18 protein-coding genes are annotated in these 17,190 nt (G+C 54.5%); 6 read left to right on the top strand and 12 right to left on the bottom strand.

The window, feature by feature from the left end:
- Positions 1-29: 29 nt before the first annotated feature.
- The 3 genes from ACG1VR_RS08025 to ACG1VR_RS08015 form a co-directional block, all read right to left on the bottom strand.
- Positions 30-1,154: a DNA alkylation repair protein gene (locus ACG1VR_RS08025; RefSeq protein WP_395490648.1), complete on the bottom strand. Its 1,125-nt coding sequence runs from the start codon at positions 1,152-1,154 to the stop codon at positions 30-32.
- Between the two features lie 40 nt (positions 1,155-1,194).
- Complete coding sequence (locus ACG1VR_RS08020) at positions 1,195-1,734, bottom strand: hypothetical protein (protein ID WP_172569547.1); 540 nt, start codon at positions 1,732-1,734, stop codon at positions 1,195-1,197.
- 486 nt (positions 1,735-2,220) lie between these two features.
- Positions 2,221-2,889, bottom strand: a complete 669-nt coding sequence (locus tag ACG1VR_RS08015) for a Crp/Fnr family transcriptional regulator (protein WP_016537177.1) — start codon at positions 2,887-2,889, stop codon at positions 2,221-2,223.
- 319 nt (positions 2,890-3,208) lie between these two features.
- Here ACG1VR_RS08015 and deoD point away from each other — a divergent pair, with 319 nt between their 5' ends.
- Together deoD and ACG1VR_RS08005 are read left to right on the top strand one after the other, a co-directional pair.
- Positions 3,209-3,919 carry a purine-nucleoside phosphorylase gene (deoD, locus tag ACG1VR_RS08010; RefSeq protein ID WP_395490647.1) on the top strand — a complete coding sequence of 237 codons (711 nt, stop codon included), beginning with the start codon at positions 3,209-3,211 and terminating at the stop codon, positions 3,917-3,919.
- A 22-nt stretch (positions 3,920-3,941) separates the two neighbouring features.
- The gene (locus ACG1VR_RS08005) at positions 3,942-5,468 is read left to right on the top strand and encodes a purine-cytosine permease family protein (protein ID WP_395490646.1); all 1,527 of its coding nucleotides are present in this window, start codon (positions 3,942-3,944) and stop codon (positions 5,466-5,468) included.
- A gap of 24 nt (positions 5,469-5,492) precedes the next feature.
- Here the strand turns inward: ACG1VR_RS08005 and ACG1VR_RS08000 are convergent, their stop codons facing one another.
- Positions 5,493-6,392: a LysR family transcriptional regulator gene (locus tag ACG1VR_RS08000; RefSeq protein WP_395490645.1), complete on the bottom strand. Its 900-nt coding sequence runs from the start codon at positions 6,390-6,392 to the stop codon at positions 5,493-5,495.
- A 110-nt stretch (positions 6,393-6,502) separates the two neighbouring features.
- On the opposite strand from ACG1VR_RS08000, the gene ACG1VR_RS07995 reads away from it, so the two are divergent.
- Both ACG1VR_RS07995 and ACG1VR_RS07990 read left to right on the top strand, forming a co-directional pair.
- Entirely contained in the window at positions 6,503-7,879 is a 1,377-nt protein-coding gene (locus ACG1VR_RS07995) for an MFS transporter (RefSeq protein ID WP_395490644.1), read from the top strand.
- A gap of 3 nt (positions 7,880-7,882) precedes the next feature.
- Positions 7,883-8,257, top strand: a complete 375-nt coding sequence (locus ACG1VR_RS07990) for a DUF4440 domain-containing protein (protein ID WP_395490643.1) — start codon at positions 7,883-7,885, stop codon at positions 8,255-8,257.
- 33 nt (positions 8,258-8,290) lie between these two features.
- On the opposite strand, the gene ACG1VR_RS07985 is transcribed toward ACG1VR_RS07990, so the two are convergent.
- The 3 genes from ACG1VR_RS07985 to fusA form a co-directional block, all read right to left on the bottom strand.
- Positions 8,291-8,593: a helix-turn-helix domain-containing protein gene (locus ACG1VR_RS07985; RefSeq protein ID WP_216376078.1), complete on the bottom strand. Its 303-nt coding sequence runs from the start codon at positions 8,591-8,593 to the stop codon at positions 8,291-8,293.
- Positions 8,578-8,952, bottom strand: coding sequence for a type II toxin-antitoxin system RelE/ParE family toxin (locus ACG1VR_RS07980; protein WP_395490642.1), 375 nt, complete (start codon positions 8,950-8,952; stop codon positions 8,578-8,580). The genes ACG1VR_RS07985 and ACG1VR_RS07980 overlap by 16 nt, the downstream gene beginning before the upstream one ends.
- A gap of 221 nt (positions 8,953-9,173) precedes the next feature.
- The gene (fusA, locus tag ACG1VR_RS07975) at positions 9,174-11,273 is read right to left on the bottom strand and encodes an elongation factor G (RefSeq protein ID WP_395490641.1); all 2,100 of its coding nucleotides are present in this window, start codon (positions 11,271-11,273) and stop codon (positions 9,174-9,176) included.
- A gap of 192 nt (positions 11,274-11,465) precedes the next feature.
- On the opposite strand from fusA, the gene ACG1VR_RS07970 reads away from it, so the two are divergent.
- The gene (locus ACG1VR_RS07970) at positions 11,466-11,774 is read left to right on the top strand and encodes an ArsR/SmtB family transcription factor (protein WP_395490640.1); all 309 of its coding nucleotides are present in this window, start codon (positions 11,466-11,468) and stop codon (positions 11,772-11,774) included.
- Positions 11,775-11,814: 40 nt separating this feature from the next.
- Here the strand turns inward: ACG1VR_RS07970 and ACG1VR_RS07965 are convergent, their stop codons facing one another.
- From ACG1VR_RS07965 to dacD, 5 genes are all read right to left on the bottom strand, one after another.
- Positions 11,815-12,150, bottom strand: coding sequence for a DUF496 family protein (locus ACG1VR_RS07965; RefSeq protein ID WP_016537189.1), 336 nt, complete (start codon positions 12,148-12,150; stop codon positions 11,815-11,817).
- Positions 12,151-12,323: 173 nt separating this feature from the next.
- Positions 12,324-13,382 (bottom strand): FUSC family protein, encoded by a 1,059-nt coding sequence (locus ACG1VR_RS07960; RefSeq protein ID WP_395490639.1) that lies wholly within the window; start codon positions 13,380-13,382, stop codon positions 12,324-12,326.
- Between the two features lie 151 nt (positions 13,383-13,533).
- Positions 13,534-13,968, bottom strand: coding sequence for a VOC family protein (locus ACG1VR_RS07955; RefSeq protein ID WP_395490638.1), 435 nt, complete (start codon positions 13,966-13,968; stop codon positions 13,534-13,536).
- A 14-nt stretch (positions 13,969-13,982) separates the two neighbouring features.
- Positions 13,983-14,447, bottom strand: coding sequence for a DNA gyrase inhibitor SbmC (sbmC, locus tag ACG1VR_RS07950; protein WP_279045225.1), 465 nt, complete (start codon positions 14,445-14,447; stop codon positions 13,983-13,985).
- A gap of 163 nt (positions 14,448-14,610) precedes the next feature.
- A complete protein-coding gene (gene dacD, locus ACG1VR_RS07945; protein WP_016537193.1) occupies positions 14,611-15,777 on the bottom strand; it encodes a serine-type D-Ala-D-Ala carboxypeptidase DacD in 1,167 nt (388 codons plus the stop codon).
- Between the two features lie 253 nt (positions 15,778-16,030).
- On the opposite strand from dacD, the gene ACG1VR_RS07940 reads away from it, so the two are divergent.
- A complete protein-coding gene (locus tag ACG1VR_RS07940; RefSeq protein ID WP_395490637.1) occupies positions 16,031-17,182 on the top strand; it encodes an acyltransferase family protein in 1,152 nt (383 codons plus the stop codon).
- The last annotated feature ends 8 nt before the right edge of the window (positions 17,183-17,190 follow it).

The raw sequence follows: 17,190 nt of genomic DNA, 5'->3' as shown, positions 1-17,190 counted from the left end.
AATACTGTACAGGGGGCGGGTTCTAAAACCTACATCCCCAGCTCCCACTCCACTCCCCCAAGCACCTTGCCGTTAACCTGGATCTCGATAAACTGCGCGCCCGCGTAATACTGGCGGGTGGTGATTTTCTTTACCGCGTGTTTTTTCTCGATGGTTACCGTGCCGCTAGCCGGGAGTTCAAACGCGCGGAGCTTGAAGATTTTTGGCGCGGTTTTGTTGTTGGCTTTCATAAAGTGAATGATGTAGTCCACCACAATGTTTTGCGGGGCGGAGCTGGTCGAGCGGAGGCTGACTTTAAATTCCAGGCTTTCACCTAACAGGATCTGCTTTTGTTTCAGGGCAAACGCATCAAGCGCTACGTCCGCACCGTGCTGCACGCCAATAAGCGCCAGCGCGTCCGGGTGGCCGTTTTTAATTAAGGTACGCAGCGCGTGGCGGGTTATCCAGGCCACCTTTTTCACATCGTCATTTTTGGCCTGCCGCTGCCAGCTTTGTAATAGCTCAATAACGTAGTCCGGGTGGTCTTTGGTGATGTCGTTCAGGTGGTTTGCCACGCTTTTTCTGACAAACAGCTCAGGGTCGAATTTCAGCGCCTCTAATATCTCTCTTGTCCCTGAGGGGTCGGTAATAAACATGTGCAGCTTTTCGCCCCACGGCACGCGCGGGCGTGTGCCTTCAGATGCCCAGCGGCGAATATCCACGTTGTCATCCTGGGCGCATTGCAGCAGAAAACGCATTGTTTCGGCGGGGTTATTTTTGATAAAGGGGCGCACCGCCCATTCAGAGGTAAAACAGGTGGTGACGACTTTCAGGGCATTCAGAGAAATATCCCGGTGCTCAAGGCCGTAAACCTGAATAAATTCGGCAAAGGGCCAGACGGCAAACCCACGCAAATTGTTCTCTTTAAGCACGGAGATAACCACGGCCAGCGCCTTCGGGTATTCCAGGGGCAGTTCCGCAGCCAGCGCATCCCGAATAACCCGGACTCTGGCCTTCATTTCTAACTTATCCAGCTGGGCATTTTTATACAGAAAGGCGCGCGTATTGAATGACGGATAATGCCGCGCAACGGCGCTTGCCATCTCCTGCAAAAGAGCAGGATTAAATGCATGCTTAAACGCGTTTTCGTTCTGATTTTCTACAGACTCGCTCATTTCAATGCCCTGGTTACCGGTTAATATGCCGGAGTGTATCTTACATGTTCTCAGTTGCTCTGCGTTTTAATAACTGAACATGCCCCAGAGACATGCCGGACGCGGCTGATATAGCCTCTGTATCCTCGCTCAATGGAATAAGGCGGCACGCATACTCCTGTGCATTTTCATGACTCAACTTAGGCACGGTATTGCTGATATTTGCGGCCCGCCCCTCCAGCTCAGCTATTATCGTACGCCTTAGCCGATAAACCGTCCCCATCGTCACTCCGGATAGAAACGCAATAGACTCCAGGTCTTTGCTTACCATAAGCAGACGGCGGGCGTATTCGCTATCGCCTTCATGGTTGCTGCGGGGAAAAGTCTGCCAAAGATTTTCCATTTGAGCATAGTTTATTTTCTCAACCAAATACCTTAATTCAGCTACATACTTCCGTGAGCGCCTGCAAACAATCGCAATAGCCGGGACGTCATTGCTCAGCAATACAAGACGGCGGAGGTAGCGAGTATTATTTTCACTCTCCAGCCGAGGGTAACTACTGCGCAGTATATCTGCCCGGACTTTGTCGTTCTGCAACATCGCTCGGCTATTTTCTATAGCCAGATCCCTACAGCAGAGAAGATACAAATCTCTGGAGAGAGATGGAGTCGGATCAACTAAGCAGGAGTTTAGCGTACCGGGCGGTTGAGAAAATACGTGCGGACTAGACAAAAGCACGTCCCTTAACTTCTGTCGGACTTTATTACTAATACCGCCTGTCCGAGCCAGAGCACCAGTTGGGGCAGGTATACGATTCGGCAAGCGCCGTATGGCCTGGTCGGTATTTCTTACGCCGCTTAAAGTCTGCAATGAGGGTAAGGCGGGGTGTGCCTCGGCGACGGGTAAAGGCGCCCAGTGAGAACAACCGGGCGTGGCCATATTGTTGATTCTGTTATCCATGGTGGTTTAACTCGTTTTCGCTGGAAAAGGAATTGAATACAGAATGGCTGACTACCTTACTATAATAAACCGGTCATATATCGAACAATCATTCGATATATTCAGCGATTAATTATGTTAATACCGCTAAGCAATCCGCCCTGGATTAGCGAGCACTATGCGGAATTTCTCTACATCACAAATCACATATTCATGTGCGACTTTCTGAATGTATTTTTCTTCTATCAGCTGATTAATCACCCGGCGGTAAGTTCTTTCCGAGCAGCCAAAGCGCTCCGCTTCGCGGGATACCTGGGAGAAATCCACTAACGGTTTTTGCTGCTGATAGCGTTCATAAAGGTCAGCAAGAATGTTCAATACCAGCGGCTGGAGGAAGCGCTCCATGGTTTTTGCCATCCCACGCTGATAGCTGGTAGAAAGTAGCTGGCTCAGCCAGACACCCACTTCGGCATGCCCGGTGAGTAGCGTGTCCATCATCGCCAGCGGGATGACTTTTACCGTCATGGTGTCGTGGGCAACCACCGAGAACTGGCTTGGGGTGTGGGTCAGGTATTCAATTTCGCCGATGATGGTGTCGCTAACGAAGCGCTGCCCCAGGCTGAAGGTTTTACCGTTCTCCGCGCTGTAGTGCATGGTGTATTCGCCGAGCGTTATCCAGTACAGCGCTTTGATCTCTTCGCCCTGGCGCAGAATAAACTCACCGGGGCCGATCTCTTTATTCTTTAGCGGCGCGGCGAGCACGGCATCACGCAGGAGCTGATGCCCGCGCTGAGCGAATTGCTGAATAATATTCATAGTGTTGTCGCTCTCCGCTGCGCCGTATGTAGGCTTTCAGCCAGGGTAAATAGTCGATTTTTCTTGCCTGGTTCTCCAGCCATCCGGGGCGAAAAGGCGCACGAGATTAACTATCACTCTGCGGTATTGTCAATACTCCGCATTTTTCTTCACTCCGCCCAGGCCAGCACTGCCGCTATTCACCCGGATTTATCGCTCACCCGTTTAGCGGGGAAAAATCAAAACTGTGATCGCCGTCAGCCTGGCCGGACATTTGCCTTTTTCTGCAAGCAAACGTCTTTCTATCGTAGTGGCCTGAACCAGACCAGGAGATCGCCAGATGACACCACATATTAACGCCAACCCGGGCGACTTCGCCGAAACCGTGATCATGCCGGGCGATCCGCTGCGCGCGCAGTACATCGCGCAAACCTACTTAACTGACGCCATACGCGTGTGTGACACCCGCAATATGTTCGGCTTTACCGGCAACTACAAAGGCAAGCGTATTTCCGTGATGGCGCACGGCATGGGCATTCCGTCGGTCTCTATTTACGCTCACGAACTGATCAATGAGTTTAGCGTTAAACGCCTTATCCGCATCGGCACCTGCGGAGCCATCAACGAAAGCGTGGATATGCGCAACGTGATTGTCGCCACCGGGGCAGGCACCTCCTCTTCCGTTAACCGCGATCGTTTCGGCGGCTACGACTATGCGGCAGTGCCGGACTTTGACCTGCTCCGCCGCTGCTGGACAGTAGCCGAAAAACACAATATCCCGACCCAGTTCGGCAACACCTTTACCAACGACCTGCTGTACGACAAACCCGAAGGCATGCTTCCCGCCCTCAAAAAAATGAACATCCTTGCGGTGGAGATGGAGACCTCGGCGCTTTTTACTATCGCCGCGCAGTACCGCGCCCAGGCCCTGAGCCTGCTGACAGCCTGTGTAAACAGCGTTAGCGGCGAAGAGCCAACGGCAGAAGAACTACAAAGCACGTTAGACAACATGATTGAGCTCGCTTTAGAAACCGCAGTTTTCTGCGATTGATTTCTCCCATAAGGGTTCTCCGATGACAAACTCTACACAACAGCCTGCCTCTGGCGGTATGAAAGTTGAATCAAACGGCGTTAATGCCGTGCCCGAAGCGGAACGTTACGGCAAACCTTCGGGCCTGTTCCCGATTTGGTTTTCCTGGAACGTTTCTATTCTGGGCATGACTTACGGTATTTACGTTTACTCCCTCGGCCTTAGCGTCTGGCAGTCTATTAGCGCCGGGATCGTTGGCTACCTGCTCTCCTGCATGCTGGTTGGCGTGCTGGCGGTCGGCGGTCCAAGAACCGGCCTGCCAACGCTGACCCAGACCCGCTTTAGCTTTGGCTACCACGGCAATAAATTCCCGACTCTGTTCGCCTACATCTCGAATATGGGCTGGAAGATAACCATTATTACCCTCGCCTCTTCCACCGGCGCGGCGCTGTTTGCCAAACTCTGGCCTGCGGCCTTTGCGCTGGCGGACGGTAAACCGACGCTGGTATGTGTTCTGGGCTGGTTTATCGTCAGCCTGGCGCTCACCATGTCGGTCGCGATTTATGGCCACCAGCTGATCATGAAGGTGGAAAAATACATCGCCTGGCTGACCGGGTTTATGAGCATCATTTTTATCTTCCTGATGCTGCCGCATATTCACTGGGACAAGCTGGGCCAGAGCGCGGTACACGGCAACCTGCTGACCTGGATTGGCGGCATGGTTATGGCGATGACGATGGTCGGCCTGGGCTTCCTTAACTACGGCGGCGACTTCGCCCGCTATCTGCCAAAGAAAACTCAGGCTTCGAAGGTGATTTTCTGGACCACGACGGGGATTTCACTCCCGGTTAGCGTGCTGCTGGTGCTGGGTGCATTCCTGGTCGACAGTAACCCGGAGCTGGGCGCGGCGGCGGCGCAGTCGCCTATTGCCTCGCTGACAAACCTGCTGCCGTTCTGGTTCTACGTGCCGTTTTCCATCGTGATTATCGTTTCCCTGCTGGCCGCCGCCATTACCGGGGTTTACAGTTCCGGGCTGGCTTTGCTGGCGCTCGGCATTCCCGCCAGCCGCGCCACAACCACCACGCTTAACGCGGCAATCATCGGCTTCGGCGCATTTTACCTGATGTTTATTTCCGACTCGTTCCTGGCAACGTTCCAGTCGTTCCTGGCCTCTATTTCGGTGGTTATCGGCTCCGCAGGCGCTATTCAGCTTATCGACTTCATACGCCAGAAACGCCTGGGCTGGGATGTGACAATGGCTAATAAAGCCGGTTTCGGCGGCAGAGATGGCCGCTGGACGGCGCTGCTGGCGCTGGGCATTGCCACCGTGGTTGGCCTGGGCTCGATTACCTCCGGCGACCCGTACATCGCGCATATCGTAGGGTTCCTGTTGACGGACGAAACCCGCCACAGCGTCTTTGCCACGGCTAACCTTGGCGTAATTGTGTCGATGCTGACGGGCGGCGTGATTTACTCTCTGCTGACCTTCGGCCTGAAGATTGAACTGCCGGGGATCTCTTCCGCGCAGGCAGCATCTGCTCGCCCCGCTAAAGCACAAAAAGCGGTTTAACCACTAAAAACAAGCCCGCCGCGCCTAAGCGGGCTTGTTGCTTTCCCACTCCTGCAAGAAATCAATCAGCGCCCGCACCTTAGCCGGAACGTGCCGCGTATTTGGGTAAACCGCGTAAATACCCTGAGAAGGGAAACGGTACTCCGGCAAAATATGCCGTAATTCACCGCGCTCGATAGCCTCTCTCACCAGCCACTCGGGCAGTAGCCCCACGCCGCATCCCTGAACCACAAAGGCCATTAACGCCGCAGCGGTATCGGTCATAAAGCGGGACGGCCCGGTAATTGTCAGATCACGCGTTTCTCTGTCGCTGCCAATGACTTGCCATTCGCGCGGGGTTGGTAGACGACGATGGATAACCCATTCTGCTTCGGCTAGTGCTTCAAGGCTGCTAATTGGATTGCGGGCAAGCCATTCAGGAGCGGCAACCGGCACGATTTCAAAGCGCTCGATCAGCGCCGCACGGTAGGAGGAGTCCGCCAGCTTACCGAGGCGGATAGCCAGGTCGAACTGTTCGGAGATCAGGTTTATCGGCGCGGAGGATGAATCATGCCGAATGGTTAATTTGGGGTGCAGCTTGCCGAAGGCGCTTAACGCCGGGATGACCTTTGCCTGGCCGTATTCCGGCGTAGTCGAAATACGCAGCTCCCCGGAATAGCCGCCGTGGTGGGTCTGCACCTCTTCGACCAGAGCGTCACTTTCTTTCAGCAGCAATAAAGCCCGCTGGTAGAAGACTTCTCCGGCCTGGGTTAAGGCCACGCGCCGCGTGGAGCGCACCAGCAGAGAGACACCCAGCTCAGTTTCCAGCTGGCGCACATTAAAGCTGATAACCGCCTTGGTCTGGCGCATAGACTGCGCCGCCGCCGTAAAGCCCCCGGCTTCAACCACCGCAACAAACATCGCTACCCGCTGTAGGTTAAGCATGTTAATCCATCGCATTATCAAAATATTTTTGACAGTGTATCAGCAGATGCGGGATTTATCCGCCGGGCGGAACCTGCTGAAATCGCGTTTTACTTTGTACGAGAGCCATCATGCCCTACCGTCATAAGGTCGCCGCCGTCTATCTGCTCGGCTTCTTTCTCGACTTAATTAATATGTTTATTTCCAACGTCGCCTATCCGCAAATTGGGCGCGAGCTGCACGCTACGGTCGCCGAGCTGGCGTGGATTGGCCACGGCTATCTTTGCGGGTTGACGCTGGTTATCCCGATTAGCGCCTGGCTGAATCAGCGCCTGGGCGCTAAGCGGCTGTTTATGCTCTCGCTCGGGCTATTTTCTCTCGGCACGCTGGCTTCGGGCATGTCTCCCGGGCTGGAGGCGCTTGTTGCCTCGCGTATTTTGCAGGGCATCGGCGGCGGGTTGCTGATCCCCGTCGGCCAGGCGCTGACCTGGCAGCTTTTTGCCGTGCATGAGCGGGCGAAACTTTCCTCGGTCATTATGATTGTGGCCCTGCTGGCTCCGGCGCTTTCACCCACCGTTGGCGGGCTGCTGGTTGAGTCGCTGGGCTGGCGGTGGATTTTCCTGGCGAGCCTGCCGCTGGCGCTGCTGACTTTATTGCTGGCGAGCCTGTGGCTAAAGCCCTCCCCGGTGCAGAAATCCAACACGCCGCTGGACGCAAAAGGGCTGGCACTTGGCTCAGTCGGGCTTTTTGCCATCCTGCTCGGCCTGACTCAGGCAAGCAGTCCTGGCGCTCATTTATCGGCGCTGCTGTTGTTGGCCGCCGGAGCGCTAATGCTGTGGCTATTTGTTCGCCACAACAGTAAACATCCTCATCCGCTGTTCAGCCTCCCGCTGCTGGCAGACCCGCTATTACGCTATGCGATGCTGGTTTACCAGTGCATACCGGGGCTGTTTATGGGCACCAGCCTGGTGAGCATTATTTATCTGCAAACACAGCTGGGGATGACTGCCACGCAAACCGGAGCGCTGATGGTTCCCTGGGCGCTGGCTTCCTTCGTCGCCATCTCTTTTACCGGCAGGATGTTTAACCGCCTTGGCCCGCGTCCGCTGATTACGCTGGGCGGCTTACTCCAGGCGGCTGGCATTCTGCTGCTGACTCAGGTCACATCCGGGGAGCAAATCGCGCTGCTGATTGCCGCTTATATTCTGATGGGCCTCGGCGGCAGCCTTTCCAGCAGCACGGCGCAAAGCACCGCATTTATCTCGACGCCTGCGCGGGCGATGCCGGAGGCCAGCGCGCTGTGGAACATCAACCGCCAGCTGAGTTTTTGCTTCGGCGTTGCGCTGCTGAGCCTGCTGTTGACGGTGCTGCAAAGCCAGCTTCCGGCACAGCAGGCTTATCTGCTCACGTTTAGCTTTGCCGCCGCCGGGACGATTATTCCGCTGGCTTATCATTTACGGCTTAATAACCAGCAAATTAAGAATCAACTTGTCAAAAAGGAGCCCTGAGCAATGAATATCTGGTTTAAAGAAGTTATCGACGCCCACGTCGCGATAGAACAGTGGCTTGGCGCCAAAGAAGGCGACGTTGAGGCCCTGCTGGCACGCTTTAGTGCAGATTACTCAATGGTGGCGTTAAGCGGTGCAAAGCTGGATTATCCTGGCCTGTGTGGCTTTTTTAAGGCTCAGGGTGGCAGCCGTTCCGGCCTGCAAATTCAGGTGGATGAGCTTACCTTGCTGGATGAATGGCCGCAGGGTGCGGCGGTGCTTTACCGTGAAATGCAGACCCTGAACGGGTCAAGCACTGTGCGCTGGTCTACGGTTATTTTCCGCCGCGAGGGCGACAACGTGTTATGGCGCCATCTGCACGAAACCGGGCAAATTTAAGGCAGGCCGGGCGGTGAAAGCCGCCCCGTTGAATTACAGCGCGATGTTGAAGTGACTGCCGTCCGGCAGCTCAATATCAAGCTTAACTTTACCGCCCGCCGCCTCGACATAGCGTTTGAGCGAGGAAAGCTTAATATCGCGCCCCTTTTTCTCCATTTCGGCCACGGTTGGCTGCTTAACGCCAAGCTGTTTTGCCATTTCGTTTTGCGTTTTTCTCACCCGCTCGCGCAGCTCGGCGAGGTGGATATTAAGCAGCATTTCATCGGCCATAGCCTGCGCCGCAGCCACGACTTCCGGTTTTTCTTCAGCAATCCATTCCTCTAGTGTTCTACCCATTCTATTTGTTCCTTTTCCGTTAACTGGTTCAGATGAGCACGAAACTCGTTGTCTGCTAAGGGCACCATAACGTCATAAAATCGCTTGTCGTTCCCCACTTTATTCCCGGCACACAGCAGGATGGCGCAACGTCTTATATCAAAAGCGAAAAAAATCCTTAACGGCTCTCCTCTGCACTGAACGCGCAGCTCTTTCATATTTGCGTATTGGGACCCTTTCACCGTGTCAGCATAGGGCCTGCCTAACAAAGGCCCTCTATCTTTCAACAACACCACCCCCGCCATGACACAGGCTTTGGTTATGTCATCCGATGCTTTAATCCAGGCATCAAACGTATCCGTCATTTTAATCGACCACACATCACCCTCCGCAATATAGGTTAATTCCTATATAGGCACAAGCCTATGCGGCTATTATGTGAGCAGCAGCCAGGTTAATCATCTGACATTCAGTGAATGGCCGAGTGGGATTCAGAAATAAAGATTAAAGTTCAGCGGGTTGCAGCGTTCCAGGGAAGAGGCTCGCAAATTTGCAGGGGTGAAGGGTGGATGAGAGAACCTCATCCACCCCGGGTTACTGATTATGATTTCCGGCTGGCAATAATAGCGTCTGCCACGTTACGCGGTGCTTCCGAGTAGTGATGGAACTCCATGCTGTAAGTCGCCCTGCCCTGAGACATGGAGCGCAGCGTGGTGGAGTAGCCAAACATTTCTGCCAGGGGAACATCGGCGCGAATGATCTGGCTGCCAAACCGCTCTTCCATGCCTTGTACCATGCCGCGGCGGGAAGAGAGATCGCCCATAATGTTACCGGCATACTCTTCCGGCGTTTCCACCTCGACGTGCATCACCGGCTCCAGAATAACCGGGTCCGCCTTGCGTGCCGCATCCTTGAAGCCAAATATAGCCGCCATCCTGAACGCCATTTCCGAAGAGTCGACGTCATGATAGGAGCCAAAGGTCAGCGTCGCTTTGATGTCCACCACCGGGTAACCGGCCAGCACGCCGGTGTTCATGGCTTCACGCAGGCCTTTTTCCACGGAGGGAATAAACTCGCGCGGCACCACGCCGCCTTTGGTGGCATCTTCAAACACAAAACCTTTGCCCGGCTCAAGCGGTTCGAGCGTCAATACAACGTGACCATACTGGCCTTTACCGCCGGACTGGCGAACAAATTTGCCTTCAACGTCCTTCGCGGTTTTGCGGATGGTTTCGCGGTAAGTCACCTGAGGACGACCTATGTTAGCCTCCACGCCAAATTCGCGCTTCATGCGGTCAACGATGATTTCCAGATGCAGTTCGCCCATCCCGGAGATAATCGTCTGGCCTGACTCTTCGTCCGTATGTAGCCTGAAAGACGGATCTTCAGCCGCCAGCCGCTGTAGCGCGATGCCCATTCTCTCCTGGTCGGCTTTGGTCTTCGGTTCGATAGCCAGCGAAATAACCGGCTCCGGGAATTCCATGCGTTCCAGAGTAATAATGGCATCCGGGTCGCTCAGCGTGTCGCCCGTTGTCACATCTTTCAGCCCCACGCAGGCGGCGATATCACCGGCACGCAGCTCGTCAACTTCATGCCTGTCGTTAGCATGCATCTGTACGATGCGGCCAATGCGCTCCTTCTTCCCTTTCACCGGGTTATAAACCGAGTCGCCTTTTTTCAGCACCCCGGAATACACGCGGATAAAGGTCAACTGGCCGACATACGGGTCGGTCATCAGTTTGAACGCGAGCGCCGAGAACGGTTCGTCGTCGTTAGCGTGGCGTTCAATCACGCCGCCTTTTTCATCAACACCCTGAATAGAAGGGATATCGAGCGGAGACGGCATAAGTTCAACCACCGCATCCAGCATGCGCTGCACGCCTTTGTTTTTAAAAGCACTGCCGCACAGCATCGGCTGGATTTCACCGGCAATCGTGCGGGCGCGCAGCCCGGCAATAATATCTGCTTCGTCCAGATCGCCAGTTTCCAGATATTTGTCCATCAGCTCGTCGTTGGCCTCGGCCGCAGCTGAAACCATTTTTTCGCGCCACAGCTGCGCCGTTTCCAGCAGCTCGTCCGGCACCGGAGCATAATCAAAGGTCATGCCCTGGGTCGCATCGTCCCATAAAATGGCCCGCATTTTGATGAGATCGACTACGCCGGTGAAGTGATCCTCTGCGCCAATCGGGATAACGATCGGCACCGGATTAGCCTTCAGTCGGTCAACCATCATTTGTACCACGCGGAAGAAGTCGGCTCCCGGTCGGTCCATTTTGTTGACGAAAGCCAGGCGCGGCACGCCATATTTATTGGCCTGCCGCCAGACGGTTTCCGACTGTGGCTGTACGCCGCCAACGGAGTCATAAACCATCACGGCACCGTCCAGCACGCGCATAGAGCGTTCTACCTCGATGGTGAAGTCTACGTGTCCCGGAGTGTCTATGATGTTGATACGGTGCGGTTCAAAACCGCGATCCATACCCGGCCAGAAGCAGCTCACCGCGGCGGAAGTAATGGTTATGCCGCGCTCTTGCTCCTGAGCCATCCAGTCTGTCGTTGCTGCGCCATCGTGAACTTCACCCAGTTTATGGCTCATGCCGGTGTAAAACAGAATACGTTCCGTAGTCGTCGTTTTACCGGCATCGATATGGGCTGAAATACCAATGTTGCGATAGCGTTCGAGAGGGATGGGTCGGGGCATGATGCGTCCTTAGTCTTATCGACTGTTTAGTTGCGGCCGGAATGGCCGGTTCGTTTGTTCGCCATCATCATAGTACAACTGTACGAGTATATTCGAACTATTTTAGTTATAGTTTATCCCGATGCTCGCTTAGCCTTCGGGTTTTGCTATAGTAGCCGGCCGCCGAGCCGCCACCGCCGACACAGGAACAGTATGATCGCCAACCATCCGGAACGTGAACAAATCCGCCTTGAAAATGTGCTTTTTGCCCTCGGGAATCCCCTCAGGCTGGAGATTGTAAAATCGCTGGCAGACGGCGTGGAGCTGTCATGCGGGGCATTGCGTAAAGACGTGGCTAAATCGACGATGACCCACCACTGGCGCGTACTGCGCGATAGCGGCGTTATCTGGCAGCGCCCTCAGGGGCGAGAGAATTTGATTTCGTTAAGGCGTGAAGATTTGGATGCGCGTTTTCCCGGCCTGCTGGAAACGCTGCTGCGGGTGATGGTGGACGAGGCATAAAAAAGCCGCCCTTCAGGCGGCTTCTTCAAATCAGCAACGGTTACTCAGACTTGGTGTCGGTAACTTTCTGCTCGCCCATCACTTTGAGCTTTTTAGAGATTTCACGACGCTCTTTAGACAGCTCTGCGTTTTTGATGATGTAGTCATCCACGCGGTCTTCGTAGTCGGTTTTCATGCTGGCGATGATGCCCTGCACCGCTTCGATGCTCATGCCAGGTTTGATGTAATCGCTCAGGTTGTCGAGCAGCAGAACACGTTTCTGGTTGTCACGGACTTTTTTCTCTACGTCCTGGATTTCACGCTGCAGTTTGTTTTTACGACGGAACAGACGAACAAACTCCAGAACGTCCTGGAAGGTAGGTTTGATATTTTCCATTTTTACACCCCTGCTAAATTGGTACTCGGATTCGTTAAGACAACCGCCATAACCTTAGTAGTAGCGGTTGACGATTACAATTTTTTGTCAGTCTCACTAACGGGCTTGCCCTATCTTAACCTCAAATTCTGCTGAATCGAAACAAGCATTATGATTTCTGTGCTTTACGCGCGCTATTTGCGCAGCGCCCGGCAAATCAGACTCGACAGCAGCTCAAGCTGGCGAGCCAGTTCCAGGCTAAGCCAGACATAACCGTGGATCGGCGTTTCCTGTAGCTGGCCGTTCTGCCCGTCTTCCATCAGCTGGCGCAGTTCGGAGACAATCTCATTAAGCTTTTCGCTATTGGCCGAGATAGGCGAAGGGTTCCCCTCATGCAGCACCTTCGCAATTGCCCCCAAGGTGCGCTGGGTCATTTGCTGAGTATCGCGCAGCGTATGGGCATTAATCATCAGGAAATGGCTGGCGCGGGTTGCCCAGTAAGCGTTGATTTGCAGCTCAAGCGTGCAAACCAAATTGCGGTTGATGGTCTGAATAGCCTCAAAAACCGACTTCTGAATGCGCGTTTCTTTGCTGCTCGGACCAATCAAAGCCCGCATTTTTACCACGTCGTTGAGCACTTTTTGCAGCGGCTTCTCGAGCCTTGGCCGCTCAACCAGGTTGGGCGAGAACCCGGCGGTGTAGATTTTACCGAGCGCCTGCACGAAGCTCGCCATCTGGATACGCCAGTGGATGAAGGCGCGCTGCGGGTAAACGCTGGTGAACAGCATCGCCAGCAATGAGCCAAAAATGACGTCGCCGCTGCGCCAGAGCGCCACTTCCATATCCCCGGCTGGCGCACCGACCACAACCGACAGCGTGATGCCTATCAGCAGCGCCTGATACGGGCGTTTGCCCAATGCCAGATAGCCGCACAGGAACATCGCCAGCCCGCACCAGATAATCATCAGCGGCAGGGAATAAAGTTCCAGCTTCAGGGCTATCAGCCCCACGGCAGCGCCGAAAATGGTTCCGCCAATGCGCTGGAAAGCGCGCGGCACCACGTTGCCCCAGAACGAGATAGGCCCCATCACCACCACCAGCGTGATAAGCGGCCAGGTCCCTTCGGGGATTTGCAGCATGCGAACCAGAACGAAAGTCAGAACAAAGGCAAGCGCGATACGCACACCGTGCACGATGCGATAGTTACGGTAGATGCGGATCTCAAACGGGGTCAGTGATTTGTCGGGACGCACACCCGGCTCTCCGGAAACAAAAACGCGATTGTACTCGTTTTTCCAAAAACGAGATCATAAAGCCGCCGCCCGCAGGCCTTTTACGAGCGATATTTCACATTTCCTTGCTGAATATCAGAAATCAGGCGGCATAACGCCGCCTTATAGAACTTTAGCGCAGCCAGGGCGTTACCGTGACGCCCACCAGCAACCCTTCCGGGCTGAGCAGGCGAGATACCGTTTGCCCCCACGGCTCCAGGCGGTTTTCAATCAACAGCTGATACCCCGCCTGCTTAAGCACCGCCGTTGCATGCCCGACATCTTCAACTTCAAATTCCACCCAGCTTTGCGGCGTGGCCTGGTCAGCAGGCCACGACGCCAGGCCAAAGCATGACTGAGAGGCCTGGGCGAGCGGCCAGAGGGCAAAGTGCTTCACCCCGTCCAGCTCGCCGTGTTCCGTAGCCAGATAATCTTCATTGCCGTCCATCGCCTTTAGCGGCAACCCAAGCGCCTGCTGATAAAAAGCAGAGCTTGCCGCCACGTCTCGCGTTATTGGGCCATATCCGGCGACAAATAAAACCTTCAGCCCGGCAATCGCATCCACCATGGTCAGTACCTCACTCAGGCTTTAGCCACCGGGATATACATCTCTATTTCCCATACGCCGGAAGCAGAGCCGTCGCTAAGATAGATTTCGTAGCATGGCTTGCCGGTTAACCGATAACCGCCGTCGGCTTCGATCTGGTCGAAGAAGCTTTCCCAGGCCTGCTGGAATGCGTCGTTTTCAACGACGGCACGGCCGATGGCATAAGTATCCGCGGCAATTGAGGTGATAATTACGCCTTCACTGTTTTGCGGGAGGACGAAGTCATCCGCCACGCCCATTACCGTGTCTACGCGGAGTTTTTCTGCCGGGACAACGTCCGGGTCGTCATAATAAACGGCCAGCCAGTCGCCGTTCAGGCTGTGGGATTTCGCCCACAGAGCCAGTTGACCGAAGCCCTGTGGAACCGTTGTTTCCCACGGCCCCACCAGATGAAACCCGGCTACTTTGCGCGCCGGAACTTGCTGAACTTTGAACGTCATACTGCCTCCACGCTGATGAATAAATACACTGTACATTTATACACTATATTTTTTGGAGCGAGCAAACAAGCTGCCAGTTTTGGGAGCAGCTTCGCAATCAGCTTAGGCCAAAAAAACGGGCCGCGTGATTAGCGCAGCCCGTTAGCAGGAAGTCCGGTTCCGGTTAGAACTTGCGGCTGATGAAATCGCCCAGGCGAGAGAAAACGCCGCCTTTATCTATAGGGGTCAGGTTAACCAGCGGCCAGTGAGAAATAAGCTTGTCGCCATCATAGAGTTCAATTTCACCCACCGGCGCATTGGCGGCGAGCGGGGCTTCCATGTCCTGTTTATTCAGCACATATTTCGCCTTAATGTTCGGCAGCTCTGATTTTGGCAACGCCAGGAAAACATCCTGATCCGGGCCTACGCTGAAGTTTGCTTTATCGCCATACCAGATGTGCTCGCTGCCGATAGCTTTGCCTTTTTGCAGCACCTGCACGGTGTCGAAGTTATCCTGCCCCCAGTGCAGCAACTTACGCGCCTGCTCCTCACGCCCTTTTGAGCTTTCGCCGCCCATGATCACTGCTATCAGGCGGCGCTGGCCCAGCACGCTGGAGGCGATGATGTTAAATCCGGCGCTTTCGGTATGGCCGGTTTTCAGCCCGTCGACGTTAAGGGATTTGTCCCACAGCAGGCCGTTGCGGTTTTGCTGGGTAATGCCGTTCCAGGTGAGGCTGCGCTCGCTGTACATATGGTAGAACTGAGGCTCGCCGTGGATGATGGCGCGGGAGAGCACCGCCAGGTCGTAAGCCGAACTATGCTGGCCGGGCGCATCAAGGCCGTGAACGGTTTCAAAATGGGTGTCATGCAGGCCAAGCTGCTCAACATAGTGGTTCATCATGGCAACAAACTGCTTCTGACCGCCGGCCACATAATCCGCCAGCGCCACGCAGGCGTCGTTGCCGGAGTCGATAATCAGCCCGCGACTGAGGTCGCGCACGGTCACTCTGTCGCCGGGTTTGATAAACATCAGCGATGAACCGTCAAATACCGGATTACCTTTCGCCCAGGCGTCTTTACCCACGGTGACGATATCGTCCGGCGTGATGCGTTTGCTGTCGATAGCGCGGTCTACCACGTAGCCGGTCATCAGCTTGGTGAGGCTCGCCGGGTTGCGCTGTACGTGTTCATTTCCCGCGGTTAAAACCTGCCCGGTGGTGTAATCCATCAATACCCATGCCCCGGCCTGAACCTGCGGCGGCTGTGGCTGATGGGCAAAAATATCATCAGCAAATGCGGTATTGACGGAAAGGGAGACAAAGCTCAGAGCGGCAAGCAGGCGGGTTTTCAACGGAATATCCTCAAAGACTTAATTTACAGCGGCTCGTTTTACGGGAGTTCTTGTTACTTTGCCTCTTTAAATTGCAAGAAAATATGACATTTCATATTTGGTAATAATAATGACTGATAATTGTACGGAATATATTCCTTCATTTATCGTGCTGCGTTTATTCCTGGATTCTCAATTTGTGCAAGTTTGGGATTGTCGCCCCGGCGATTCATTTTTACTCTAAGCAAAGAAAATACACTTTGAAGGTAACCTTATGGTGGAGAGTAAACCCTGGTCTCCAGAGCTTGAAGGGCTGCGCGGCCTGGCGTCGCTTTGGGTGCTGTTAGGCCACATTTGCCTGCTGGTGCAGTGCAAAATACCGCTGCTTTACGATCCGGGGATGGGCGTCGATTTGTTTATTTTGCTGTCAGGTTATTTGATGGCGAAGAATTATCAGGAACGGCGTGAGCGAGAGCCGTGGAATAAATTATCAACATTTCGTGTCTTCTGGCTGAGACGCTTCTTCCGCATCGCCCCGCTCTATTATTTATTGCTGCTGGTGGCGCTGCTATTTGGCGGCTGGTTTGGCGAAATGCGCGATATTATCTCCAGCGCCTGGCCTTCAACCGCCACCGCAAGCAGCCGCTATGCCGACCATTCATTTATCAATATTGTCAGTCATCTGTCGTTTATTTTTGGTTTTATCCCGGCCTACTCTTTCCGCACCGTTCTGCCGGACTGGAGCATCGGCCTGGAGATGCAATATTACCTGCTGTTCCCGTTTATTATGCTGCTGGTGATGCGCTACGGGTTCGCACTGAGCTCGGTGTTGCTGATGATCGTTTGCCTCGCCGCCCGCTGGCTGCTGCCGGGTTATTTCGAGGCTTTCCCGATGCCGTCAATGATCCTGATTAAGCTGCCGCTGTTTATTGCCGGAATGCTGATTTCCAGAGCCGTAATGCACAATAACCTGCGCTATTGTGCGCTGGCGCTGCTCGCCCCTGTCATTGCATGGCAGATGCATATTGCCGAAAATCATCTGCGGCTGGTGGCGGAGTGCGTGATGATAATCGGTATGACGGTGCTGCTTTGGCCGCACGGGCAAGAAACGCGGCTGAGCCCCATCACCGCCCTGCCGCGTCGGCTATTAACCTGCCGGTTTAGCCTGTTTTTGGGCGATGTTTCTTACTCGGTTTATCTACTGCACTTGATGATAGTCATCCCGTTAATCGGCCTGCTGGTGCGCTACACGGCGTTTGCTCATCAACCCTCGCTGATACGCGCCCTGATTGTTGCCGCCATCACGCTGCCGCTGGTGTGGTTGATAGCCCTGGTGCTCTACCATAAGGTCGAAAAACGAGGGATTGCGTTAGGTAAGCGATTGATTGTCAGCACCGGGCTTCCCGCCGGGCGCACGGCACCTTAAACGCGCTT

The organism is Cedecea davisae, from assembly GCF_044095835.1.
Lineage (GTDB): Bacteria > Pseudomonadota > Gammaproteobacteria > Enterobacterales > Enterobacteriaceae > Cedecea > Cedecea davisae.
Note: the sequence above shows the minus strand (reverse complement) of the source record. Positions and strands in the feature narration are given on the sequence as shown.